Consider the following 23713-nt stretch of genomic DNA (forward strand, 5'->3'; position numbering starts at 1 on the left):
TCGACCGCCCGCTACCCGCGCAATCTAGGAACGCGTCGCGCCGGCGTACAGGTGCGGCCACCTGTGAGGTCGCTGTGGACCGCCGTCAGCGGCCGTCGGGGGCGCCGTCGAGCGCGGTGACGTCGAGGCGGTGCGCCACCAGGTCGGCGGCGACGTCGTCCACCACCCGGCCGGTGGCGAAGGCGTGGGCGCGCAGCACCTCGAGGGCGTCGGCGGGGGTCAGCTCCCGCAGCACCGTGACCATGCCCATGGCCTGCCACACCGTCGTCCTGCGCTGGGCGTCGGGGCTGCGCCACCACCCCGGGGCGCTGCCCGCGTCCCGCGGCTCCAGGAGGGCGTCGGCGAGCTTCCGCGTCAGGCCGGCGGCGACCTCCTCGACGTCGCGGCGGTCCAGCGCGGTCATGGCGGCGAGGTCGACCTGGTAGAGGTCGAGGACGACGAGCGGCCCGAGCGGGGGCAGCAGCGGCACCGAGAGCACCGCCCGGTACGGCGTCTCGGTCGTCAGCGACGCGTGCAGCTCGGCCCAGTTGCGCCGGATGTCCTCCTCGTCGAAGGCGATGGCGACGCCGTCGTCGGACGCCCGCAGGCAGGGCCCCGCGCCGAAGGTGAACTGCAGCCGCTCGGCGTGCGCGGTCGCCGGGTCGCTGGCGCCCAGGGGGGCGCGCACCCCGCCGTCGACGTGCAGCGTGAGCCCGGCGCCGTCGACCGGGAGGCTGGCGGCGACGGCGTGCGCCAGGCGGGCGGGCAGCAGCTCGGGCGCGGCCAGCTGCGGGGGCGGGGCCTGCCGCACGGCCTGCTCGAACCGTCCGGCTGCCGACTCGGGTGCGGTCACGGCCGCACCCTCTCACCCGTCCGTGCGTCCGGCACCCACGAGGTGGAGCACCGCGTGCCCCTCCTCGTCGGAGGCGTCGAGGTCGACCTCGACGTCGAAGCCCCAGTCGTGGTCGCCGGCCGGGTCGTCGATGATCTGCCGCACCCGCCACACGCCCGGCTGCCGGTCCCAGACCAGCAGCCCGGGGCCGCGGGCGTCGGCGCCGGTGCCCACCTCGTCGTGCTCTGCGAAGTAGGCCCGCACCACCTCGCCCCAGCGCTCGGCGTCCCAGCCGGAGGCGGAGTCGAGCTCGCCGAGGTCGTACCAGCGGCGGCGGGCCCACAGCTGCACGCGGTGGAACAGCGCGTTGCGGACCATCGCGGTGAACGCGCGCTCGTTGCCGGTGAGCGGGCGAGGGCGGGCGGGAACGGCGACCTCGTCGATCGCGCCGGTGTCGGGGTTGGTCAGCGCCTCCCACTCGTCGAGCAGCGACGAGTCCACCTGGCGGACCAGCTCGCCGAGCCACTCGACGACGTCGGTGACCTCCTCGGTGCGCGCGGCGGCCGGGACGCCCGAGCGCAGCGCCTTGAACGCGTCGGACAGGTAGCGCAGCACCGCGCCCTCGGAGCGGGTCAGCCCGTAGGTGGAGACGTACTCGCGGAAGGTCATCGCCCGCTCCCACATCTCGCGGACGACGGACTTCGGCGACAGGTGCGCGTCGCGCGCCCACGGGTTGGACCGCGAGTAGACGGCGAAGGCGTGCTCGAGCAGCTCGGCCAGCGGCTGCGGGTAGGTGACCTCCTCGAGCAGCTCCATGCGCTCCTCGTACTCGATCCCCTCGGCCTTCATCTGCGCCACGGCCTCGGCCCTGGCCTTGTTCAGCTGCGCGGCGAGGATCTGGCGCGGGTCGTCGAGGGTGGCCTCGAGGACGCTCACCACGTCCAGGGCGTACGTGTCGGAGGCCGGGTCGAGCAGCTCGATGGCGGCCAGGGCGAAGGTCGACAGCTCCTGGTTGAGGGCGAAGTCCGGCGGCAGGTCGACGGTGAGCCGGTAGCGCCGGCCGTCGGGCTCGGGCTCGTCGAGCCGGACCAGGACCCCGGCCTGCAGCAGCGAGCGGGCGATGCCGACCGCCTCGCGGATGTGCCTGAGCTGCCGCTTGCGCGGCTCGTGGTTGTCGGTGAGCAGGTGCCGCAGCGCCGCCACCGGGTCGCCGGGCCGGGCGACGACGTTCAGGATCATCCCGGTCGTCACCTGGAAGTGGCTGGTCAGCTGCTCGGGCTCGGCCTCGACCAGCCGCTCCATGGTCGCCTTCGACCACGGCACCATGCCCTCGGGCGCCTTCTTGCGCACCAGCTTGCGGCGCTTCTTCGGGTCGTCGGCGACCTTGGCGAACTGCTTGAGGTTCTCCACCTCGTGCTCCGGCGCCTGGACGACGACGGTGCCCGCGGTGTCGTACCCGGCCCGGCCGGCCCGCCCGGCGATCTGGTGGAACTCGCGGGCGTTGAGCAGCCGCATCCGGGTGCCGTCGTACTTGGAGAGGGCCGAGAAGACGACGGTGCGGATGGGCACGTTGATGCCGACGCCGAGGGTGTCGGTGCCGCAGATGACCTTGAGCAGGCCGGCCTGGGCCAGCTGCTCCACGAGCCGCCGGTACTTGGGCAGCATCCCGGCGTGGTGCACGCCGATGCCGTGGCGCACCAGCCGCGACAGCGTCGTCCCGAAGGCGGAGGAGAAGCGGAACCCGCCGATCATGTCGGCGATCGCGGCCTTCTCCTCCTTGGTGCTGACGTTGACGCTCATCAGCGCCTGCGCCCGCTCGAGCGCCGAGGCCTGGGTGAAGTGGACGACGTAGACCGGCGCCTGCTTCGTGTCGAGGAGCTCGCCGATCGTCTCGTGCATCGGCGTCGTCGCGTAGTAGTGGTGCAGCGGCACGGGGCGTTCGGCGTGCGCGACCAGCGCCGTCGGCCGGCCGGTGCGGCGGGTGAGGTCCTCGCGGAGCTTCTCGGTGTCGCCGAGGGTGGCCGACATCAGCAGGAACTGCGCGTCGGGCAGCTCGATCAGCGGCACCTGCCAGGCCCAGCCGCGGTCGGGGTCGCCGTAGAAGTGGAACTCGTCCATGACGACGAGGCCGATCCCGGCGTCGCGGCCCTCGCGCAGCGCGATGTTGGCCAGGACCTCGGCGGTGCAGGCGATGATCGGCGCGTCGTGGTTGACCGCCGCGTCGCCGGTGAGCATCCCCACGTTCTCCGCGCCGAAGACCCCGCAGAGGGCGAAGAACTTCTCGCTCACCAGCGCCTTGATCGGCGCGGTGTAGAAGCTGCGCCGGCCGGCCGCCAGGGCCGCGTACTGCGCGCCGGTGGCCACCAGCGACTTGCCCGAGCCGGTCGGCGTGGCCAGCACCACGTTGGCGCCGCTGACCAGCTCGATCAGCGCCTCCTCCTGCGCCGGGTAGAGCGTCGTGCCGCCGGCGTCGGCCCACGCGGCGAAACGGGCGAACAGCTCGTCGGGGTCGTCGCCGAGGGCCCGCAGCGACGCGAGGTCGGCGGGGTCGTCGAGCAGGGGCGGGGCGGCGATCGCAGTCATCGTGGGGAACAGCGTGCCCGACGCCGCCACGCTTCCCGCCACCGCCGGGCCGACACGGTGACCGCGCTCCACCGCGCCGACGGTGTCGCGCGCCACCCATCGGCGCACGGTCTCGTCCCGGATCACGACCGCCCGGACGATCACGATCCGGTAACGAAGCTCCGTCCGAGGCGTCGGACGAACCGCCGGTGGAGAGAAGGTGAACAAAAGGTGAACGGAAGGGGGCGCGACGGTGCGCATCAGTGAGTGTCCGGAGTGCCGCTGGGTGCCGATCGTGGACGAGACCGGCCGGCGCCGCCTCGTGCTGCGCTGGCAGCTGCCGGTCGCCGCACCCGCCGAGTCGTCGGTCTCCCGCGCCGCGTAGGGAGCGGTCGACCCGCTTCCGGGGCCGAATCCGTGCTCCAGGGGTCCTGCCGGACTCATCGGGCACGGGTTCGGCCCCGGAGCCGTGTCGGGGCGTGCCCCCGCGACGTGCCGATCCGGTTCCGGGCGGCGCGGCGCGGGTAGGCGGGCGGGGACGCAGGTGCGGGTCAGCAGCGGCCCGGACCGGCACCCCGCCCACCAGCCTCCCGGAGGAGATCCGTGTCCTCACCCCGCCCCGAGTCCCAGCCCGCCCAGCAGCAGACCCCGCCCGGCACGCTGGGCGAGATGGACCCCAAGCCCGACCACGGCGAGGAGAGCTACCGGGGGTCCGGCCGGCTCACCGGCAAGGCCGCGGTCATCACCGGCGGCGACAGCGGCATCGGCCGCGCGGTCGCCATCGCCTTCGCCCGCGAGGGCGCCGACGTCCTGATCTCGTACCTGAACGAGCACGAGGACGCGCAGGACACCGCCCGGTACGTCGAGGAGGCGGGCCGCAAGTGCGTCCTCGTCGCCGGCGACCTGGCCGACCGCGCACACGCCAAGACGATCATCCCCAAGGCCGTCGAGGCCTTCGGCAAGGTCGACATCCTGGTGAACAACGCGGCCTACCAGATGAGCCACGACACGCTGGACGAGGTCTCCGACGAGGAGTGGGACCACACCGTCGCGCTCAACCTGACGGCGATGTTCACCCTCTGCAAGGACGCCGTCCCGCACATGCCCGCGGGCGGCGCGATCATCAACTCGTCGTCGGTGAACTCCGACATGCCGAGCCCGAACCTCGCGCCGTACGCGATGACCAAGGCCGGGATCGCCAACTTCACCGCGAGCCTGGCGCAGATGTACGCGGACAAGGGCATCCGGGCCAACAGCGTCGCGCCGGGGCCGATCTGGACGCCGCTGATCCCGGCCACCATGCCCGAGGAGAAGGTGGAGAGCTTCGGCCAGCAGGTGCCGCTGGCCCGCCCCGGACAGCCCGCCGAGCTGGCGCCGGTCTACGTGCTGCTGGCCAGTGACGAGGCCAGCTACGTCTCGGGCGCGCGGGTGGCCGTCACCGGCGGCAACCCGATCCTCTGACGCGGCGCGGGGTCCCACGGGTGCGCCGCCCGCGTCCGTGGGACCCCGCTAGGCGCGGCGCTCGGCGGTGACGAGGGCGACGGCGATCGCGAACGGCGCCGCCCCGGCCAGCAGCGTCGTCGACACGACCTCCGACACCGGCAGCGCGATGCCGCCCGGGGACGCGAGCAGGGCCCAGCCGAGGGCGAACAGCGGCAGCGTCACCACGCCGGTGCCCAGCGCCGCCCGCGTGCGCGCCGCCCGGCCGTCGCCCCGGGCCAGCACCCCGCCGACCAGGGCGGGCACGAAGGGCACCGTCCAGCGGACCAGCAGGTCGGCCGGGTGGGCGCCGAACCCGCCCCAGGAGGCGAGGGACAGGGCGGCGGCCAGCGATCCGACCGCGGCGGCGGACACCACCGCCCACCAGGCGTGCGCGTCGGTGGGAGAGCGGAAGGTGCGGGCCGGGCGGGTCACCCGGCCCGCCGCCCACAGGCACAGCGCGGCGCAGACGAGCAGGAAGTGCACCAGCGACCGGGGGACGTCGGTGACGCCGTCGGCGGTCCGCCCCGGCAGCGGCCATCCCTGGCTGCCGAGCAGCCCGAGGACGACGGCCAGCGCGACGGTGGTGCCGGCGATGCGCAGCACGCCCGCGGTCGGCGCCGTCGCCGGGGCCGGCTCCGCCGGGGGCGCCGCCACCGCCGGCTCCGCCGGGGGCGCCGCCACCGCCGGCTCGGCGACCTCGTCGGTCACCAGCTGCAGGTGCGCGGTCCCCCGGGTCGTCACCGGCCGAGCGTCACACGCGGTACCCGGGCGGGCGAGCCGTGCCGGCGCCGATCACCGGTCCGGGCGACGGGGCGTCACCCGCCGTGATCAGCGGGGGAGGGCCGCGGCGATCCGCCGGACCTCCTCGGGGCCGACCCGGCAGCAGCCGCCGACCAGCCGCGCCCCGGCGGCCACCCACCCGGGCACCCGGTCGGCCGCCCGCGCCGGCTCGCCCGTCCACCGGCGGGCGGCGGCGTCCCAGGTCTCCCCGCTGTTCGGGTAGACGACGACCGGCACGCCCGACGCCGCGGCGGCGTCCACGGCCGGCAGCACCCCGGCCGGGTCGGTGCAGTTCACGCCCACCGCGACCAGGCCGGGCGTGTCCGCCGCCAGCGCGAAGACGTCGGCGGCCGGCTCGCCGCGGCGGGTGCGGACCACGCCGTCGTCGTCCACGACCGTGGTCAGCGACAGCCAGACCGGCACGTCGAGCACGGCCGCCTCGGCCAGCACCGCGGCGGCCTCGGCCGCGGCCGGCACCGTCTCGCAGGCCAGCACGTCGACCAGGCCGGCGAGCAGCTCCATCCGCGGCCGGTGGAAGCGGCGCAGCTGCGCCACGGTCATGTCGTCGGCGTAGGCGCCGGTGTACTCGGACCCGTCGGCCAGCACCGCGCCGTAGGGCCCGATCGAGCCCGCCACCCAGGCGTCGGGGGCGGCGCGGCGGGCCAGCCGCACGGCCCGCGCCAGCAGCCGGTCGGTGTCCGCGTGCTCCAGGCCGGCGCGGGCGAAGCCCTCGTAGGTGGCCTGGTAGGTCGCCGTCGTGACCACCTGCGCGCCGGCGGCGGCGAAGGCGGCGTGGGCGGCGGCGATCGCCGCGGGAGCGTCGCGCAGCAGCCGGGCCGACCACAGCTCCCCGGACAGGTCGTGCCCGCGCCGCTCCAGCTCCGTGGCCAGGCCGCCGTCCAGGACGACGGGCCCGGCGGCGAGCGCGTCGGCCAGCGGGGTGCGGGGTGCCACGACCGGTATTCTCCGCGCCGTCCTGCGGCCGCCGCCCCGCTCACCGAGGATCGGGGGATGGTGTTCGTGTGGGGGTGGGGCTCGGGCCCGCGTCGGCGCCGGCCGCGGTACGGCCGGCCGTACGGGCCGCCGCCCGGCTACGGCTACGGCAGGCGCGGCTACGGCCCGCCGCCCGGCTACGGCTACCGCCGTCGCGACGACGGCAACTGCCTGCGCGACCTGCTGTTCCTGCAGACCGGCTGCTGCGTGGCGCAGCTGCTGGGCTGCGGACCCGAGGCGCTGCTGGTGGCGCCGGGCACGCTGCGCCGGGCGCTGCGCGAGAGCACGGGCGGCCGGGCAGCCGACCGCATGGTGGCCGCGATCGGCGTCTACCAGCGCGAGATCAGCCCGCGCCGGCCGCCGTGCTGCCGCTTCGCGCCGACCTGCTCGGCCTACGGGCTCGAGGCGATCAGCACCCACGGGGCTCTGCGCGGCGGCTGGCTCACGCTGCGCCGGCTGCTGCGCTGCCGGCCCGGCGCCGCCGGCGGCCCCGACCCGGTGCCCGCGGCCGGCTGAGCCCCGGTGATCCGCCTCGGCGAGACTGGGCGGCGTGCCCGCCAGCGACGACGCCTCCGGTGACCTGCCCGTCACCGACCGCCTCGTCGTGCCCGCCGCGGCGCTGGCCTGGCGGTTCTCCCGCTCGTCCGGCCCCGGCGGGCAGGGCGTCAACACCGCCGACTCCCGGGTGGAGCTGTCGGTGGCGGTCGGCGACCTGCCCGGGCTCACCGACGAGCAGCGGCGGCGGCTGACCGAGCGGCTGGGCTCCCGGCTCACCGACGGCGTCCTCACCATCGTCGCCGCCGAGCACCGCCAGCAGCTGCGCAACCGCCAGGCGGCGCGCGACCGGCTGGCGGCCGTGCTGCGCGCCGCGCTCGCACCGCCGCCACCGCCCCGGCGCCGCACCCGGCCGACCCGGGCCGGTCAGGAGCGGCGGCTGCAGGCGAAGAAGGCGCGCGGGGAGCTCAAGCGCTCGCGTCGCCGCTGGGACTGACGCCGGGCTCGCGCACCAGCACCCACAGCGGCAGCTCGTCGTCGGTCGTCCGGGTCGCCTCGGCCACGGTGAAGCCGAACCGGCGCAGGAACGCCGCGTCGGCCCAGGCGGTCACGGCCGCCACGGCGGGCAGCGCGCTCGCGTCGACCTGCGCCAGCCCGGCCTCCAGCAGCGCCGTCGCCGCCCCCTGCCGGCGGGCGGTCGGCCGCACGCCCAGGTGCGCCAGTTCCCAGCGCGGGCCCGCGGGGCCGGTGCCGGCGATCAGGTCACGGGTGGCCGCCACCACCGGCCAGCGCTCCGCGTGCAGGAACGGCAGCTCGCGCGCCAGCGCCGCGCGGACGTCGTCCGGCAGCGGGCGGCTGCCCGGCACGCCGGGCGGCGGCACCCACGCGGCGACGCCGGTGACGTCGTCGGTCACCCACGCGGTCCCGGTGGAGACGGCGCGGTGCCCGGCCGACAGCTCGTGCAGGCGGGTCAGCCGCTGCACGCGCCCGTCGGCCGGCAGCGCCCAGCGCACCCAGCGCGAGTCGCCGAGCGCGAGCGTCATCGTCGCGGCGATCCGCGGGACGTCCCGCAGCTCCGCCGGGCGCACCGGTGGCGGCGGGGGCGGGGGCGGGTCCTCGATCCGGCGGACGGTGGGGCGCCGGTCGCTCACCGGTCCATTCGACCACGGACGTATCTGCCGGCCGGCCCGCGCCTCCTCCCGGGTGACCGCCCCGGCCCCCACCCCGCCGGCGGTGCGGGCGCCCACGGGGAGGCCGCACCGCGGTCCCCGTCCCGACGGCCCTGCCCCCGCCGCCGGGACGGGGCCCGGGTGTCAGCCGACGGCGATCCAACCGGTCAGCGCGCGGGCGCCGCCGCTGCCGAGGAACAGCAGCCGGAACTCCTCCCGCGGCGGCGGCGCGACGGTGAACCAGCCCAGCTCGTCGACCGGGACCCGCCGCGGTCGGCCGTCGGCCGTCTGCAGGTCCACCTCGCCGGCCTGGGGCGGCACCACCTGACCCGAGACGCCGCGCCCGCTGACCTCCACGTGCAGGGTGAGCCCGCCGGTGGTGAAGTCCAGCTCGCGGGTCCCCGCGGGGGCGGCGCGCACGCCGGCCGGCGCCGCGGCGTCCGACGCCAGCGCGGCGAGGTCGGCGTCGAGGGTGTACAGCCCGAACAGCGCCTTGCCGGTCTCGGTGATCCGCGGGGGGACGGCGTCCGCCTCGCGCAGCGCCTCGCCCAGCGCGCGCAGCAGGTCCTCGTCGGCCGGCCGCTCGGCGGGCACGTCGCTCACCTCCGGTCCCCGTCGGGTCCGGGGGAGAGCAGGGCGGTCACGGGGTCGCTGCGGCGCAGCTTGTCCAGGCAGCGGGCCCGCGTGGGCCCGAGCCCGCCGACCGGCGTGTCCAGCCGCCGGCCGATCTCGACGTAGGACAGCGGTGGGTCGTGCAGCAGCAGCTTCAGCAGCTCCTGGCAGCGGGGGGAGAGCAGCGCGAACCCGGCCCGGATCGCCGCGTTGCGCTCAGCGTCCTCGACCAGGCGCTCGGCGGACGCCGGGCCCGGGTCGGCCGGGACGTCGTCCTCGATCGCCTGCTCGCGGTCCAACCGCCGCCGGCCGAGCTCGCGCACCCGCAGGCACTCCCGCTCGGTGGTCGTGGCCAGCCAGCCGGGCAGCGCGGCGGGGTCGTTGATGGTGGTCAGCCGCTCGAGCAGCTTCAGCCACACGCTCTGGGCGACGTCGTCGGCGTCGGCGTCGGGCAGCCGGTAGCGCCGGCAGATCGACCACAGCAGCGGCGCCAGCCGCTCCACCAGCGCGTCCCAGGCCAGCCGCTCGCCGAAGCGCGCGCTCAGGAACAGGTCGCCGATCGGTGTGTCGTCCCCCATGGCCCCTCCCGGCGCGCTCCCGCCGACGGCGGTGCGCCCGGTGCCCGCCGCCGTCACGGTCGCGGCAGATCTTGCCGGACGGCCTGGACAGCCTCCTGGGGCGTGCGGCCCTCGGCGATGCGGGCGGCGACCATGCCGGTCACGTGGGCGGCGGCGAACGAGGTGCCCGACCAGCTCGCCCAGCCGCCGAACGGCACGGTGTCGTAGGCCGGCGGGCTGCCGTCGCGCGGCACGAGCACCTTCTGGTCGCCGAGCTCGTCGAGGTAGGCGCTCACCACCTCCACGCCCGGGGCGAGGACGTCGATCCAGGGGGCGGGCCTGGTCGGGTCGGTGCCGTCGACCGGGTTGAACGACGCGGGGCGGCCCGAGGCGTCGACCGCCCCGACCGCGAGGACGCCGTCCAGCGCCGCGGGGAACAGCGGCGCCGCGCGGCGGGGCATGCCCTGGTCCTCCCGCTCGTCGTCGCCGAGGGCGTCGGTGCCGTGGTTGCCGGCGGCGGCGACCACCGCCATGGCGGGGGTCAGCTGGGCGACGGCCCGTTCCAGCACCATCGGCGGCCGGCCGTCGGCGGTCGAGCAGCCCAGGGACAGGTTGAGCACCTGGACGCCGGAGTCGCGGTAGTCGGCGAGCCGCTGGGCCAGGGTCCACAGCGGCATGGTCCAGCCGTCGGTCGGCTCGGCCCCGGGCAGCAGCGCCGTCCGGACGTCGAGGTCGGCCGTGGGCGCCAGGCCCAGCACGATCCCGGCGATGAAGGTCGCGTGGCCCTCCCACCACAGCCGCTGCTGGCCGGGGCGGGGCCGGGCCAGCGCGTCGGGGTCGGCCAGGAAGCGGCCGGCGAGGCGCGAGTGCGGCTCGAGCCGGGTGTCGAGGATGCCGACCCGCACCCGGCGGCGGCTGCGGGGGGCGACCGGGTACTCGCCGGGCACCTGCTCGGCCCGCGTCGGCCTCGTGAAGCCCCCGGCGTTGGTGTACGGCTTGAACTGGACGCCGGTGAGCACGCGGTTCTTGCCCATCGTGGGCGACCAGCCGGCGTAGCGGGCCTCGGTGATCGCCCGGACGTTCGCCAGCACGCGGTCGAGGGGCCCGGCGGTGCGGCCCGGCTCGCGGGCGCCGTCCTGCTGCTCCCGTGCCGCCTCCAGGCGCTGCGCCATGCCCCGGACGTCGGCGAGCTCCACCAGCGTGAGCCCGAGGCGCGGGTCGGTGTCCTCCGGCGTCGCCCCGCGGCCCAGCAGGTCCAGCACCATGCCCAGGTGCTCGTCGGCCACGACGACGTGCCGGTCGTGCGCGTTCGCGCCCATCGGTGTTCTCCAGTCTGCTCGCAGGGGTCCCGGGAGGGAGGAGGGCGGGAGCGCCGCCCAGATTCGTGTGCCGGGCGGATCGTTGACAAGCGCCCGCCGTCGGGCAGGGTGGGGCGTCGTGGACGGCCCGACGTTGCAGCTCGCGCGCGAGGCGCTGCGCCTGGCCGAGGCCGCGCCCGCCGAGGCCGTCGACCGGGCCCGTGCGGTGGCCCGGACGGCGGCCCGGGCCGGCGACGGCGTGGCCCGGGCCGTGGCCGAGCGGGCCTGGGGCCTGGCCCTGCGCCACGGCGGCGACCTCGACCGGGCGCTGGTGCACCTGCGGCGCGCGGTCGCCGTGGCGCTGGGCGCCGGGGCGGCGGAGTGCGCCGGCGAGGCCCGGGTGTCGCTGGCGTACGCGCTGGTGGAGCGCGGACGCCCGCGGCAGGCGCTCGACGAGATCGACCGGGCGCTGAGCGAGCTGTCCGGGGCGGCCGCGGCGCGGGCGCGGGCCCAGCGCGGCGCGATCCTCCTCGACCTCGGCCGGCACGCCGACGCGCTGCGCGACTACGAGGCGGCGCTGCCCGCGCTGCAGGAGGCCGGCGACCTGCTGTGGAGCTACCGGGTGGTGTGGAACCGCGGGCTGGCCCGGGCCTACCGGTACGAGTTCGCCGGCGCCGAGGAGGACCTGCGCCGCGCCGAGGAGCTCGCCGACCGCCTCGAGCTGCCGCTGTCGGTCGGGTTCGCGCAGGCCAACCTCGCCTTCGTCCTCGGGCTGCGCGGCGACGTGCCGGCGGCGCTGGGGTTCTCGGCCCGCGCCGAGGAGCGCATCCGCGCCCACGGCGCCCAGCTCGGCGAGCTGCTCAAGGACCGCAGCGAGCTCCTGCTGTCGGTGCGGCTGGTCGCCGAGGCCCGGGAGACCGCCGAGCGGTCGGTCGCCGAGTACGAGCGCGAGCGCCGCAGCATCAAGCTGCCCCAGGTGCGGCTGGTGCTCGCCCAGGCGGCGTTGCTGGAGGGGGACGCCGCCGGCGCCCTGCGGCACGCCCGCCGGGCCGTCGCGGAGTTCACCCGCCAGCACCGCCCGGAGTGGGCCGCGCTGGCCCGCCTCGGCGTGCTGCGGGCGCAACGGCTGGCCGGGGACGTCCCCGCGGCCGGGGTGCGCACCGCCGAGGACGCGGCGGCCACGCTCGCCGGCGTGCGCTGGCCGTCGGCCGCGATGGACGCCCGGCTGCTCGCCGCCGCGCTGCTGCGCGACCGCGGCCGGGCCCGCGACGCCGCGCGCCACCTGCGCGCGGCCGCCGCCGGCCGGCGCAGCGGCCCGGCGACCCTGCGCGCCCGGGCCTGGTACGCCGAGGCCCGGCTGCGGGCCGACGGGGGCCGCCGGGCGGCGGCGTGCGCAGCGCTGCGCGCGGGGCTGCGGATCCTCGACGAGCACCGGGCGGCGCTGGGCGCCACCGACGTGCGCGCGCACGCCGCCGCGCACCGCGGCGAGCTGGTCGAGCTGGGCCTGCGCCTCGCCCTGGAGGCCGCGCGCGACGGCGGCAGCCCCCGCCAGGTGCTCGAGTGGGCCGAGCGCGGCAAGGCCACCGACCTGCTGCAGCAGCGGCCGGTCCGCCCGCCCGAGGACCCGGAGGTGGCGCAGGCACTGGCCGAGCTGCGGGCGACCGTGCTGCGGATCAACGAGCTGCACACCGGCGGGACCGGAGGCGGCGCGGAGGTGGCCGGGCTGGTGGCGCACCAGGCGGCGCTCGAGGAGCGCGTGCGCGACGCGGCCCGGCGCGTCGAGGGCGGCGGCGCCGGACCGCTGCCCGCACCGGTCGCGGTCGCCGACCTCGCCGAGCGGCTGGACGGGGCGGCGCTCGTGGAGTTCTCCGCCCTGGACGGCGAGCTGTCGGCGGTGACCGTCGTCGGCACCCGCACCCGGGTGCACCGGCTCGGCCCGGTCGCCGACGTCGACGGGCTGGTCGACCGCGTGCTGCACGCGCTGCGGCGGCTGGTGCGCCGCGACGGCGATCCCGCGGGTCGGGCCGCTGCCACCGCGCTGCTCGGCGCCGCCGCGGCCCGGCTCGACGGGCTGCTGCTGGGCGGGCTCGCGGAGCTGGGCGACCGCCCGCTGGTCGTCGTCCCGACCGGCGCCCTGCAGTGCCTGCCGTGGGCCGTGCTGCCCTCGTGCGCGGGGCGTCCGGTCGCGGTCGCCCCGTCGGCGACCCTCTGGCACGCCGCCCGCGGCCGGCCGGTGGACCCCGCGGCCCCGGTCGTCGTCGCGGCCGGCCCGTCGCTGCCGGGCGCGGTGGCCGAGGTGCGGGACGTGGCCGCGCTGCGCGGCGCCGACCCGCTGCTGCCGCCGGAGGCGACGGTGCAGCGGGTGCTCAAGGAGATGGAGGGCGCGTCACTGGTGCACCTGGCGGCGCACGGCCGGCTGGCCGCGCACAACCCGCTGCTCTCCGACGTCCTGCTCGCCGACGGGCCGCTGCTCGCCTACGACGTCGAGCGGCTGGACCGCGCCCCGCACACCGTCGTGCTCGCCGCGTGCGACAGCGCCCGCTCGGTGGAGTGCGGCGGCGGCGAGCTGCTGGGCCTGGGGGCGGTGTTCCTCGGCGCGGGCACCGCGCAGCTCGTCGCCCCGGTGCTGCCGGTGCCCGACGAGGAGACCGGGGAGGTCATGCGGATCCTCCACGGGCACCTCGCCGCCGGCCGGCCCGCCGCGGAGGCCCTCGTGCGCACCCGCGCCGCGGTCGCCGACGACGTCTCGGCGGCCGCGGCGGCGAGCTTCGTCTGCCTCGGCTCGGGCCTCTGACGACCTCCCCGCAGGGAGGCCCTCGCTCAGTCCTGCGGCTCGGCCATCTGCCGGTGCATGACGGCCTTGACCTTGTCGGGGACGACGTCACCCACCGCCTTCTGCGCCTTGGTCTTCAGCGAGCCGCCGACCACCTTGTTCTTGCCGTCCATGAGGGCGGCGAAGCCCTGGGCGGCCACCTGCGCCGGGTCGTCCTTCTTCGACTGCCCGACGGGGGTGTCGTCCATCTCGGCGCGGTGGAAGAAGTTCGTCTCGGTCGGGCCCGGCATCAGCGAGGTGATCGTGACGCCGGTGTCCTTGAGCTCCTCCTGCACCGCCTCGGCGAAGGACTGCAGGAACGACTTCGAGGCGTTGTAGACCGCCTGGAACGAGCCCGGCATGGTCGAGGCGATCGACGAGGTGATCAGCACCTTGCCCTCGTCGCGGCCGGCCATGTCCTTGAGCACCAGCTTGGCCAGGTGCACCGTCGAGGTGATGTTCAGGTCGATGATGTCCTGCTCGTCGGCGAGCGGGGTGTCGATGAACGCGCCCCCGCGGCCGACGCCGGCGTTGAGCGCGACGGCGTCGAGGAACCGCCCGTCGGCGGTCGCGGCGGCGTAGAGCTGGGTCACGCCCTCCGGGGTCCGCAGGTCCACCTGCACGGTCTGCACCTGCGCGCCGGTCTGCCGCAGCTCGGCCGCGGCGGCGGAGAGCCCCGCGTCCTCGGCGGCGATCACCAGGTCGAAGCCGTTCTGCCCGAACTGGCGCGCCAGTTCCAGGCCGATCCCGCTGGAGGCACCGGTCACCAGTGCCAGGGGCTTGCTCGTCGAAGTCATGCGCGGGCCCCTACCCGGGGTCCGCCGGTCCGATTCAGGCCGCCGGCGTGGACCTCGACGACGCGACGGTGGGGCTCCTGGTCGGCGGGGTCGGGGAGGTCGTCGTCGACGTCCGAGCCGGAGGGGCTGGCAAGGTAAGGCTTACCTAAGGTAGAAGTACGCGCATGATCGTCGCGCGCCGCCGCCTGGTCCCGGCCCTCGCCCTGCTCGTCGTCCTCGCCGGTTGCGGCTCGGGGTCCGGCGGGTCGTCCGACGCCGCGCCGGAGGAGGGCTCCGGTGGCGCCTTCCCGGTGACGATCGAGCACGCCTACGGCGAGACGGAGATCCCCGCGGAGCCGGAGCGGGTCGTCTCCCTGGGCTACACCGAGCAGGACGCGATCCTCGCCTTCGGGGTCGTGCCGGTCGCGGTGCGCTACGCCTTCGGGCCCGAGGACGACGTGTTCTTCCCGTGGGCCGACGAGGCCGCCGGCGACGCCGAGCCGGTGGTCATGCCGCGGGCCGAGGTCGACTTCGAGGCGGTCGCGGCGGCCGAGCCCGACCTGATCATGGCCGTGACCGCCGGGCTCACCGAGGACGAGTACGACACGCTGTCCGGCATCGCGCCGACGGTGGTGCAGCCGGCCGACCACGTCGCCTTCGGCACGCCCTGGCAGGAGCAGACCCGGATCACCGGGCAGGCGCTCGGCCAGGAGGAGCGGGCCGAGGAGCTGATCGGCGAGGTGGAGGCGCTCTTCGACGAGGCCCGCGCCGCGCACCCGCAGCTGGAGGGCGCGAGCCTCACCCTGTCGGGCCCGGCGTTCGAGGGCGAGTACCCGTTCCACGCCTCCGACGACACCCGCACCCGCTTCTTCGTCGACCTCGGCATGACCGTCTCGGCGGAGCTGGACGAGATCGCCGGTGACCAGTTCTTCGGGACGGTCAGCCGCGAGCAGGCGGACCTGCTCGACGCCGACGTGATCGTCTGGCAGTCGGGCGCGCCGGAGGAGCGCGCCGGCATCGAGTCCGACCCGGTGCTCGCCGCGATCCCCGCCGTCGCGGAGGGCCGGTCGGTGTTCATCGAGGGCTCCGACTACGACGCCCTGCAGTTCTCCAGCGCGCTGAGCCTGCCCTACCTGCTGGAGAACTTCGTGCCGAAGCTGGCCGCCGCCCTCGGCACCCCCTGACCCCTGCGGGTCGATCACCGGGTCGTTGCCGCCCGCCCCGGCGAGTCGCCGCGTGTCGGCGGCAAGAGCCCGATGATCGACGTCGAGGGCGCGTCGACGCCGGGGCGGTGGCGCTCAGCCGCTCAGCGGCCGCGCGGGGCGGCGCGCACGTGCAGGCGCTCGCCCTGCGGGCCGAACAGGCCGAGCACCTCGGCCGGCTCGTCGAACGGGTTGTCGATCCAGTGCGGGGTGCGGGTGTCGAACTCGGCCACCTCGCCCGGCGCCAGGACGACGTCGTGCTCGCCCAGCACCACCCGCATCCGGCCGGAGAGCACGTACAGCCAGTCGTAGCCCTCGTGCACCTTGAGCTCGAGCTCGGTGCCGGCGGGCGGCGTCCGCGGCGGGTAGACCATCTTGAACGCCTGGATGCCGCCCGGCCGCCGGGTGAGCGGGACGACGGTCGTGCCGTGGTGGCTGGCGCGCGGGCGCAGGTGCACCCGCGGATCGCCGGTGGGCGGCGCGCCGACCAGCTCGTCGAGCGGCACCTGGTGCGCCCGGGCCAGCGGCAGCAGCAGCTCCAGGGTGGGCCGCCGGTCGCCGGACTCCAGCCGCGACAGCGTGCTCACCGAGATGCCGGTCGCCGCCGACAGGTCGGCCAGCGTCGCGCCGGCCTCCCGGCGCAGCGCCCGCAGCCGCGGCCCCACCGCCGACAGCACGTCCTCGTCCACGCCTCCATTTGCCATCCCGGCAATGAAGTTTGTCAAGTCGGCGGCCGGAGGTGCACCGTCGTCGGCATGGAGAACGCATACGACGTGGTGGTGGTCGGCGGCGGGGCCGCCGGGCTCTCCGGAGCGCTGGCGCTGGCCCGGGCCGGCCGGTCGGTCCTGGTGGTGGACGCGGGGCAGCCGCGCAACGCACCCGCCGGGCACGTGCACAACTACCTCGGCCGGGAGGGCACGCCGCCCGCCGAGCTGTACGCCATCGGGCGGGGCGAGGTCGCCTCCTACGGCGGCGAGGTCGTCGACGGGGTGGTCACCGGCGCCCGTCGGGACGGCGACGGCTTCCTGGTCACCCTCGGCGACGGCGAGGTCCGCGCCCGCCGGCTGCTGGTCACCACCGGCCTGGTCGACGAGCTCCCCGACGTCCCCGGGGTCGCCGAGCAGTGGGGCAGCGGCGTGCTGCACTGCCCGTTCTGCCACGGCGCGGAGGTGCGCGACCGGCCGATCGGCGTCCTCGGCACCAACCCCTTCGCGGTGCACCAGGCCCTGCTGTGGCGGCAGTGGAGCGCCGACGTCGTGCTGTTCCGGCACACCGCCCCCGAGCCCACCGGCGACGAGCGCGAGCAGCTGGCCGCCCGCGGCGTCGTGGTCGTGGAGACGCCGGTGGCCGCGCTGGTGGCGGACGGCGACCGGCTGACCGGCGTCCGCCTGGCCGACGGCACCGTGGTCGACCGCGAGGCCGTCGTGGTGTCGCCGCGGTTCACCGCGCGCGCCGAGCTGCTGGCCGGGCTCGGGCTCGCGGCCGAGGAGCGGCTGCGCGACGGGGTCCCGTTCGCCAGCGCCGTCCCCGCCGGGCCGACCGGCGCCACCGCCGTCCCCGGCGTGTGGGTCGCCGGCAACGTCGCCGACCCGACCGCGCAGGTCGTCGTGGCCGCCGCGGCCGGGCTGACGGCCGGCGCGCACATCACCGGCGACCTGGTGGAGGAGGACACCCGCCGGGCGGTCGAGGAGCACCGGCACGCCACCGAGGTGCACGACCGCGCCTGGTGGGAGGAGCGCTACCGCTCGGCGCCCGGGCTGTGGAGCGGGCGGGCCAACGACGCGCTGGTCGCCGAGGTGTCCGACCTGCCGCCGGGCCGGGCGCTCGACGCCGGCGCCGGGGAGGGCGGGGACGCGCTGTGGCTGGCCGAGCGCGGCTGGCAGGTGACCGCCCTCGACCTGTCGGAGGTCGCCCTGGAGCGCGGTGCGCGCGCCGCCGCCGAGCGCGGGCTGTCCGACCGGGTCGAGTGGCGGCAGTCCGACCTGGCCGAGGAACCGCCGCCGGCCGGCGCCTACGACCTGGTGACCAGCGCGTTCCTGCACCCGCCCGCCGACGTCCGCGAGAAGGTCGTCGCCGGGCTGGCCGCCGCGGTCGCCCCCGGCGGCACCCTCCTCGTCGTCAACCACGACCCCAGCGAGCTGGCCGGCGGCCTGCCGCGGCACGCCCGGCCGGAGTACTTCGCCTCGGCGGAGGACCTGGCGGCGCTGCTGGACCCGGCCGAGTGGGAGGTGCAGGTCGCCGAGCGCCGGCCCCGCGCCGCGCGCGGCCACGAGGGGGACCTGCACCACGTCGCCGACGCGGTGCTGCGCGCCCGGCGGCGCGTCACGGGTGCATCGACGCGCCCTTGACCACCTTGTCGACGGCGTTCCTCGGCCCGTGCAGGGCGAGGCCCACGAGGTCGAGGTCGGCGCCCGCCACGGCGGCGACGGCGGCGCGGTTGTCGTCGTCGCCGCCGGTGGCGAACAGGTCGGCGGTGAACAGCGCCAGCGGCAGCCCGCGGTCGAGCGCCCGCGTCCGCGCCTTCCGCAGCACGTCGCCGTCCGCCGCCAGCACGACCACCGGCTGGCGGAACGTCGGCAGGTACGCGGCGCCGTCGGCGTCGAGGTAGGGCTTGCCGATCAGCTCCGGCACCGCCGCGGCGAGCGCGCCGGCGAGGAAGGCGGTGACGTTGAGCTCCTGCCACGGCAGCAGGCCGCCCCGCAGGACGACGGCGATCTTGGTGGGCCAGGGCGGGGTCGCCATGCCCGCCAGCGTCGGGCCGCGGGAGGCGGCCGGTCTTGTACGTTCCTGACGTGGCGGCCGAGGTCGTGGCCTGGCGGCCGGACGTGCCCGGCCTGACCGAGGTCCTCCACGCCCGGTTCACCGACCACGTCTACCCGGCGCACACCCACGACGCCTGGACGCTGCTGCTCGTCGACGACGGCGCCGTCCGCTACGACCTCGACCGGCACGCCCACGGCGCCTCCCGGGCCGAGGTGACGCTGCTGCCCCCGGGCGTGCCGCACGACGGCCGCTCGCAGTTCCCCGGCGGCTTCCGCAAGCGGGTGCTCTACCTGGAGCCGGCGACGCTCGGGGAGGGGCGCATCGGCCGGTCGGTCGACTCCCCGGCGTTCGACGACGGCGTGCTGCGGGCCCGCGTGTCCGCGCTGCACGGGGCGCTGCGCCGCGACGGCGACCGGCTGGAGGCGCAGAGCCGGCTGGCCTTCGTCCTCGAGCGGCTCGGCCGGCACCTCGACCGGGCCGTCGTCCCGCCGCCCCGGGTGCGGGACGACGGCGTCGCCGACCGGCTGCGCGAGCTCGTCGACGCCCGGCTGACCGAGGGCCTCGACCTCGCCGCGGCGGCGGCCGCGCTCGGCGTCTCGCCGACGCACGCGGTCCGCGCCTTCACCCGCCGGCACGGGCTGCCGCCGCACCGCTACCTCACCGGCCGGCGGGTCGAGCGGGCCCGCCGGCTGCTGCTCGACGGCATGCCGGCCGCCCAGGTGGCGCCGGCGGTCGGCTTCTACGACCAGGCGCACCTCACCCGGCACTTCCGCCGGATGCTGGCGACCACCCCCGCCGCCTACGCCCGCTCGCCGTGAGCGGCCTCGGCCGGGCGGGTGGGCAGCGGGGGCAGCGCCCGGCGCCGGGCCGCCCGCCGGCGCAGGACCGTGGCACGGGCGCGCGCCTCCTCGGCCAGCTGCCGCGCCGCCACCACCGACGCCGGCTCGCCGGTCACCCGGCGTCCCAGTCGACCGAGCCCATGAGCGGCGCCTCGCCGAGCACGGCGCCGTCGGCGGACAGGGCGCGGACGGCGGCGACCCCCTCGGGGGCGTCGACCACCGCCGCGCCGTCGACCACGGGGAAGCCGGCCAGCACCCGACCGTCGGCGTCCAGGGCCTCGGCCCGCTGCGCCGCCTCCGGCGCGACGACGACCAGGCTGCGCACCGTCTCGTCGGTCACCTCGACGTCGGCGACGTCGCAGACGACGGCGAAGGTCTGCTCGGCGACCGGCCGCCCGGCGGGCCGCAGCTCGCTGCCGCACCACGGGCCGCCGTTGACGCGGCCGTCCACCTGCCGGGCCAGCCGGGCCTCGGTGTAGGTCGCCCCCGAGGGCAGGGTGGCGGTGAGCAGGTGCACGCCGGTCGGCCGGCCGCCGGGCGCCGGGACGTCGAGCGCCGCCAGCCCCGTGAACGGGGCCTCGTCCGGCGACAGGCCGGCCCGCACGAGGACGTCGGAGGCCGTCGACGCCACGACGTCGTCCGGGGCCAGGGCCGTGGCCGGTGCGCGCAGCCAGGTGACCGACGGGTCGGGCGGGTCGTAGCCGCCGGCGAAGCGGCGGTAGCCGGCCGGCAGCATCGTGACCACGTGCGTGCCGTCGCGGGTGACCCGGTAGCGCAGCGCCTCGTCCTGCACGAACGTGGCCGGGGACAGCTGCAGCGCGGCCACGCCGTCGGGCGCCTCGACGCGCTGCCACGTGCGGCCGATCGTGCCGTCGGCGGCGACCTCCGGCCGCGGCGAGACCTCCACCTCGTCGCCCGGCGCGGCCACGACCACCAGCGCCCCCGTGGCGGCGTCGGAGAGGGCCAGCGTCGTGCTCGGCCCGCCCCCGGAGAACAGCACGCTGACCAGCCGCAGCTGCTCGGGTGCCGCGGCGGCCGGCCCGGCGAACCAGGCGGCGGCCAGCCCCGCCTCGGCCTGCCCGGTGACCAGGGCCCAGCGGGCGCCGGGGACGTCGCCGGCGAACACCACGTGCCGGGTCTCCACGGGCGGGTCCGCCACGGTGGGCGCGTCCGGGTCGTCGGACTCCGCCCAGGACAGCTGCCGGACGCCGTCGACGAACGCGGCGTCCTGCGCCAGGGAGCCGCGGGTGGGCAGGCCCAGGACGTCGACGGCCGGCGGGTCCTCCGTCGGCGCGGCCGGGGCCGCCGGGGCCGGCGTCGCCGACGGCGAGCGGTCGAGCAGCTGCGGGACGGCGACGACGACGGCGGCGACGACCGCCGCCACCAGGCCGGTCCCCAGCCGCTGGCGCCGCTGCGCGCGGTGGCGGACCGCGATCCGCTCCGCCAGGTCCTCCCGCGGCGTCGGCGCGGTCCGCTCGGCCAGCCGCTGCAGCCGCTCGGCGAGCTGCCCGGGGTCGGTCATCGGATCCCCTCCGGCGCCGCCGACAGCAGCGCGCGCAGCCGCGCCAGGCCGCGGGCCGTCTGGGTGTTGACCGTGCTGGGGGAGCAGCCCATCGCCTCGGCCGCCTGCTCCTCGGAGAGGTCGGCGTAGTAGCGGAGGACCACCGCGGTGCGCATGCGCGGGGGCAGGGCGCGCAGCGCCGCGCGGAGGTCCTCGTCGGGGTCGGCCGGCGCCGGCGCGGCCCGGTCGGGCAGGACATCGACCACCTGCTCGGTGGTCATCAGCCGGCGCCGCCAGCTGGTGTGGCTGGTGACGAGCACCCGCCGCACGTAGGCCGCCGGCGAGCCGGCCGCCGAGATGCGCGGCCAGTGCCGGTAGGTCTTGAGCAACGCCGTCTGCACGAGGTCCTCCGCGTGTCCGCGATCCCCGGCGAGGAGGACGGCGAGCCGCAGCAGGGCCGGCTGCTCCCGCGACACGAAGTCCGCGAAGGTCCGGCTGTCCTCACCGCGCACGCAGTCCCCCTCCCAGGTCCTGCTCCCTACACGCGGTGGGCGGGCTCCCGCACCCACACCGGCCGGATCACGATCCGGTCACGGCCGGCTCAGCTGCGCGGCAGCCCCAGGTCGGCGAGCGCGGCGGCGACGGCGTCGTCGCGGACGAAGTCCAGCGCCAGCAGCCGGTGCACCAGCACGCCGCGGCGGGTCAGCCGCAGGTCGGCCGCCCGCAGCCGGGGCCGGGCGGCCGCCCCGGGGCGGGCCGGCTCCACGGGCGGGTCGACCAGCCGCGTCCGCTGGAGCTCGGCGACGTCCTCGCGCGCGCCCCACGCGGTCCAGGCCCGGGGCTCGTCCTCCAGCGGCGCCATGGGCAGCGGCTGCCGGTCGCGGCGGCCCACGCCGGCGAGCAGGGCCAGCTGCCGCCAGCTCAGCCGGTCGGCCAGGGTCAGGCCGCGGGCGACGAGCTCGGCGTCGAGGTCGGCCGAGAAGGCCACCTCGGCCACCAGGTAGCCCAGGTGCCGCACCCGCCGCTCGTCGGCCGAGCGCCGGGCGGCGCCGACGGCGCTCTCCAGCACCTCCGCGGCGGCGGCGCGCCCCCCGCTGCGGCCGGCGAAGAAGCCGTCGTGCAGCTCGCGGCCCGTCCGGGCCAGCGTCACGGCGTGCTCGACGGCGAACGCCAGCGCGGCGCCGGCGCGCACCCGCTCGCGGAGCACGGGGACGGCGGCCGCCTCGTCGGCGGCGGTGCGCAGGCAGGCCGCCAGGCGCGGGTCGAGGCGCACCGCGCCGGTGCCGCCGCCGAAGACGAGGGTCGCGGCCGCGGCGGTCATGGAGCCGGCGACCGGACCGCCGGCCTCGATCAGGGCGCGGCCGGGGGCCGGCTCGTCGGCGGGGAGGCTCACGACGGTGATCTTCCCCGCCGTCCCCGGCCCCGCGCACGGCGGCGGCCGCGGGCCTCACCACACCGGGGCAGCCGCGGTGAGCGGAACGGAACACGGCGTCCACCTCGCGGCAACCGGACCGGAACGGGCGCTCGGCACCGTGACCCCGTGGCCGCTCCCGCGCGCACCCCGCCGCCGTCGCTCACGACCCTGCCGCTGCCGAGCGGGCCGGCCCGGTCCCGCCGGATCGAGGACTGGCGCCCGGAGGACCCGGGCTTCTGGGCGGCGACCGGCAGGCGGGTGGCCCGCCGCAACCTCGTGCTCTCGGTCCTCTCCGGGCACGTCGGCTTCTCGATCTGGGGCCTGTGGTCGGTGCTGGTCCTCTTCCTGCCGGAGAGCGTCTACGGCATCGACCCGGCCGGGAAGTTCCTGCTCACCACGCTGCCGACGGCGCTCGGCGCGTTCGTGCTGCTGCCCTGGACCTCCGCCGTCGCCAGGTTCGGCGGCCGCACCTGGACGGTGGTCAGCGCCGCGCTCCTGCTGGTGCCCACCGTGGCGACGGCGCTCGTGCTGGAGCCGGGGGTCGACCACGGCACGCTGCTGCTGGTCTCCTGCCTGGCCGGTGTCGGCGGCGGCACCTTCGCCGGTTCGCTGGCGACCATCGACGCCTTCTCCCCCGACCGGCTGGAGAGCCGGGCGCTGGGCCTGGGCGCCGTCGGCGGCGGCCTCGGCGTCCCCGCCGTCCAGCTGGTCGGCCTGCTCGTGCTGGCCACCGCCGGTGCGGAGCACCCGCGGGTGGTGCTGTGGGTCTACATCCCGCTGATCGTCGTCGTGGCGGCCGGCGCGGCCCTGCTCATGGACGACCTGGTCCCGGCGCGCGACCGTCCGCCGGCGCTGCGGCAGGCGGTGCGCGAGCCGCACACCTACGTCGTGTCGTTCCTGTGCATCGGCACGCTGGGCTCGTCCGTCGGCTTCGGGTTCGCGTTCGGCCAGGTGCTGCAGAACCAGTTCGCCGACGACGTCGCCACGCCGCTCGCGGCGGCCTCGCTGACCTGGCTCGGCCCGCTGCTGGGGTCGCTGGTCCACCCGCTGGGCGGCGCGCTGGCCGCCCGCTTCGGCGGCGCGCGCACCACCCTGCTCACCTTCGCCGCCATGGCCGCGGGCGCCGCGGTCGTGCTCATCGCCGGCCGGGTGGGGTCGCCGGCGCTGTTCGTCGTCGGGTTCCTGCTGCTGTTCGTGCTCAGCGGGATCGGCAACGGCTCGACCTGGGCGATGGTCCCGGCGGTCCTCCGCTCGCCGGCCCGGCAGGCGGTGGACGGGGGCGGCGACCCGGAGGCCGCCGGTGGCCGGGCGCCGCGCCCGTCGGGCGCGCTCGTCGGCGTCGCCGGCGCGGTCGGGGCCTTCGGCGGGGTGCTGGTGAACCTGGCGTTGCGGCAGTCGTTCCTGACCACCGGCAGCGGGGACGCCGCCTACCTCGGGTTCATCGCCTTCTACGCCGCCTGCGTCGTCGTCACCTGGGCCGTCCACCTGCGCCCGCGGGCGGCTCACCGCGGCTGAAGCCTGCGCGACATCGGCGGGGGGGGGGGGGGGGGGGGGGGGGCGGGGGGGGGGGGGGCGGGGGGGGGGGGGGGGGGGGGGGGGGTGTGGGGGGGCGTCGGCCTCCGCGGCGGGGGGGGCGGGGGGGGGGGG

General features: G+C 77.5%; 23 protein-coding genes. 8 read left to right on the forward strand and 15 right to left on the reverse strand.

From position 1 onward, the window contains the following. Nucleotides 1-85: 85 nt before the first annotated feature. Both ACI78S_RS15695 and ACI78S_RS15700 read right to left on the reverse strand, forming a co-directional pair. Nucleotides 86-832, reverse strand: coding sequence for an ANTAR domain-containing protein (locus ACI78S_RS15695; protein ID WP_456974913.1), 747 nt, complete (start codon nt 830-832; stop codon nt 86-88). A gap of 12 nt (nt 833-844) precedes the next feature. Then, nucleotides 845-3520, reverse strand: a complete 2676-nt coding sequence (locus ACI78S_RS15700; RefSeq protein WP_456974915.1) for a DEAD/DEAH box helicase — start codon at nt 3518-3520, stop codon at nt 845-847. A 456-nt stretch (nt 3521-3976) separates the two neighbouring features. On the opposite strand from ACI78S_RS15700, the gene ACI78S_RS15705 reads away from it, so the two are divergent. Further along, nucleotides 3977-4834, forward strand: coding sequence for an SDR family oxidoreductase (locus ACI78S_RS15705; protein WP_456974917.1), 858 nt, complete (start codon nt 3977-3979; stop codon nt 4832-4834). 48 nt (nt 4835-4882) lie between these two features. On the opposite strand, the gene ACI78S_RS15710 is transcribed toward ACI78S_RS15705, so the two are convergent. Further along, the gene (locus tag ACI78S_RS15710; protein WP_456974919.1) at nt 4883-5596 is read right to left on the reverse strand and encodes a hypothetical protein; all 714 of its coding nucleotides are present in this window, start codon (nt 5594-5596) and stop codon (nt 4883-4885) included. An 87-nt stretch (nt 5597-5683) separates the two neighbouring features. Further along, a complete protein-coding gene (mmuM, locus tag ACI78S_RS15715; protein WP_456974921.1) occupies nt 5684-6589 on the reverse strand; it encodes a homocysteine S-methyltransferase in 906 nt (301 codons plus the stop codon). A gap of 57 nt (nt 6590-6646) precedes the next feature. Here mmuM and yidD point away from each other — a divergent pair, with 57 nt between their 5' ends. Both yidD and arfB read left to right on the forward strand, forming a co-directional pair. Continuing rightward, entirely contained in the window at nt 6647-7144 is a 498-nt protein-coding gene (gene yidD, locus ACI78S_RS15720; protein WP_456974923.1) for a membrane protein insertion efficiency factor YidD, read from the forward strand. Nucleotides 7145-7178: 34 nt separating this feature from the next. Further along, nucleotides 7179-7619 carry an alternative ribosome rescue aminoacyl-tRNA hydrolase ArfB gene (arfB, locus tag ACI78S_RS15725; protein ID WP_456974925.1) on the forward strand — a complete coding sequence of 147 codons (441 nt, stop codon included), beginning with the start codon at nt 7179-7181 and terminating at the stop codon, nt 7617-7619. On the opposite strand, the gene ACI78S_RS15730 is transcribed toward arfB, so the two are convergent. From ACI78S_RS15730 to ACI78S_RS15745, 4 genes are all read right to left on the reverse strand, one after another. After that, nucleotides 7591-8274: a GNAT family N-acetyltransferase gene (locus tag ACI78S_RS15730; protein ID WP_456974927.1), complete on the reverse strand. Its 684-nt coding sequence runs from the start codon at nt 8272-8274 to the stop codon at nt 7591-7593. The two genes, arfB and ACI78S_RS15730, sit on opposite strands and share 29 nt — an antisense overlap. Before the next feature lie 162 nt (nt 8275-8436). Then, entirely contained in the window at nt 8437-8895 is a 459-nt protein-coding gene (locus ACI78S_RS15735; RefSeq protein ID WP_456974929.1) for a hypothetical protein, read from the reverse strand. Further along, entirely contained in the window at nt 8892-9482 is a 591-nt protein-coding gene (locus tag ACI78S_RS15740; RefSeq protein WP_456974931.1) for an RNA polymerase sigma factor, read from the reverse strand. Before ACI78S_RS15740 ends, ACI78S_RS15735 begins: the two co-directional genes overlap by 4 nt. Nucleotides 9483-9535: 53 nt before the next feature. Further along, entirely contained in the window at nt 9536-10780 is a 1245-nt protein-coding gene (locus ACI78S_RS15745) for a S8 family peptidase (RefSeq protein WP_456974933.1), read from the reverse strand. Between the two features lie 118 nt (nt 10781-10898). On the opposite strand from ACI78S_RS15745, the gene ACI78S_RS15750 reads away from it, so the two are divergent. Then, nucleotides 10899-13553: a CHAT domain-containing protein gene (locus ACI78S_RS15750; RefSeq protein WP_456974935.1), complete on the forward strand. Its 2655-nt coding sequence runs from the start codon at nt 10899-10901 to the stop codon at nt 13551-13553. Between the two features lie 26 nt (nt 13554-13579). On the opposite strand, the gene ACI78S_RS15755 is transcribed toward ACI78S_RS15750, so the two are convergent. Beyond that, the gene (locus ACI78S_RS15755) at nt 13580-14368 is read right to left on the reverse strand and encodes an SDR family NAD(P)-dependent oxidoreductase (protein ID WP_456974937.1); all 789 of its coding nucleotides are present in this window, start codon (nt 14366-14368) and stop codon (nt 13580-13582) included. Nucleotides 14369-14532: 164 nt separating this feature from the next. On the opposite strand from ACI78S_RS15755, the gene ACI78S_RS15760 reads away from it, so the two are divergent. After that, nucleotides 14533-15531, forward strand: coding sequence for an iron-siderophore ABC transporter substrate-binding protein (locus tag ACI78S_RS15760; RefSeq protein WP_456974939.1), 999 nt, complete (start codon nt 14533-14535; stop codon nt 15529-15531). 122 nt (nt 15532-15653) lie between these two features. Here the strand turns inward: ACI78S_RS15760 and ACI78S_RS15765 are convergent, their stop codons facing one another. After that, nucleotides 15654-16238, reverse strand: coding sequence for a helix-turn-helix domain-containing protein (locus tag ACI78S_RS15765; RefSeq protein ID WP_456974941.1), 585 nt, complete (start codon nt 16236-16238; stop codon nt 15654-15656). A 66-nt stretch (nt 16239-16304) separates the two neighbouring features. Between ACI78S_RS15765 and ACI78S_RS15770 the strand changes: the two genes are divergently transcribed. Next, entirely contained in the window at nt 16305-17897 is a 1593-nt protein-coding gene (locus tag ACI78S_RS15770; RefSeq protein ID WP_456974943.1) for an FAD-dependent oxidoreductase, read from the forward strand. Here the strand turns inward: ACI78S_RS15770 and ACI78S_RS15775 are convergent. Then, a complete protein-coding gene (locus tag ACI78S_RS15775; protein ID WP_456974945.1) occupies nt 17872-18291 on the reverse strand; it encodes a DUF2000 family protein in 420 nt (139 codons plus the stop codon). The two genes, ACI78S_RS15770 and ACI78S_RS15775, sit on opposite strands and share 26 nt — an antisense overlap. A 50-nt stretch (nt 18292-18341) precedes the next feature. Between ACI78S_RS15775 and ACI78S_RS15780 the strand changes: the two genes are divergently transcribed. Then, complete coding sequence (locus ACI78S_RS15780; RefSeq protein WP_456974947.1) at nt 18342-19130, forward strand: AraC family transcriptional regulator; 789 nt, start codon at nt 18342-18344, stop codon at nt 19128-19130. Here the strand turns inward: ACI78S_RS15780 and ACI78S_RS15785 are convergent. The 4 genes from ACI78S_RS15785 to ACI78S_RS15800 all read right to left on the reverse strand — a co-directional run bounded on the left by ACI78S_RS15785 (nt 19112) and on the right by ACI78S_RS15800 (nt 22045). Continuing rightward, on the reverse strand, nt 19112-19267 hold the full coding sequence (locus ACI78S_RS15785; RefSeq protein WP_456974949.1) for a hypothetical protein: 156 nt from the start codon (nt 19265-19267) through the stop codon (nt 19112-19114). The genes ACI78S_RS15780 and ACI78S_RS15785 overlap by 19 nt on opposite strands. After that, nucleotides 19264-20673, reverse strand: coding sequence for a hypothetical protein (locus ACI78S_RS15790; RefSeq protein ID WP_456974951.1), 1410 nt, complete (start codon nt 20671-20673; stop codon nt 19264-19266). The genes ACI78S_RS15785 and ACI78S_RS15790 overlap by 4 nt, the downstream gene beginning before the upstream one ends. Beyond that, nucleotides 20670-21164: a SigE family RNA polymerase sigma factor gene (locus tag ACI78S_RS15795; protein WP_456974953.1), complete on the reverse strand. Its 495-nt coding sequence runs from the start codon at nt 21162-21164 to the stop codon at nt 20670-20672. Before ACI78S_RS15795 ends, ACI78S_RS15790 begins: the two co-directional genes overlap by 4 nt. An 89-nt stretch (nt 21165-21253) precedes the next feature. Next, complete coding sequence (locus ACI78S_RS15800; protein ID WP_456974955.1) at nt 21254-22045, reverse strand: hypothetical protein; 792 nt, start codon at nt 22043-22045, stop codon at nt 21254-21256. Between the two features lie 147 nt (nt 22046-22192). Between ACI78S_RS15800 and ACI78S_RS15805 the strand changes: the two genes are divergently transcribed. After that, the gene (locus ACI78S_RS15805) at nt 22193-23581 is read left to right on the forward strand and encodes an MFS transporter (RefSeq protein WP_456974957.1); all 1389 of its coding nucleotides are present in this window, start codon (nt 22193-22195) and stop codon (nt 23579-23581) included. Nucleotides 23582-23713: the final 132 nt, after the last annotated feature.

It is taken from the genome of Geodermatophilus sp. SYSU D00815 (assembly GCF_054050035.1).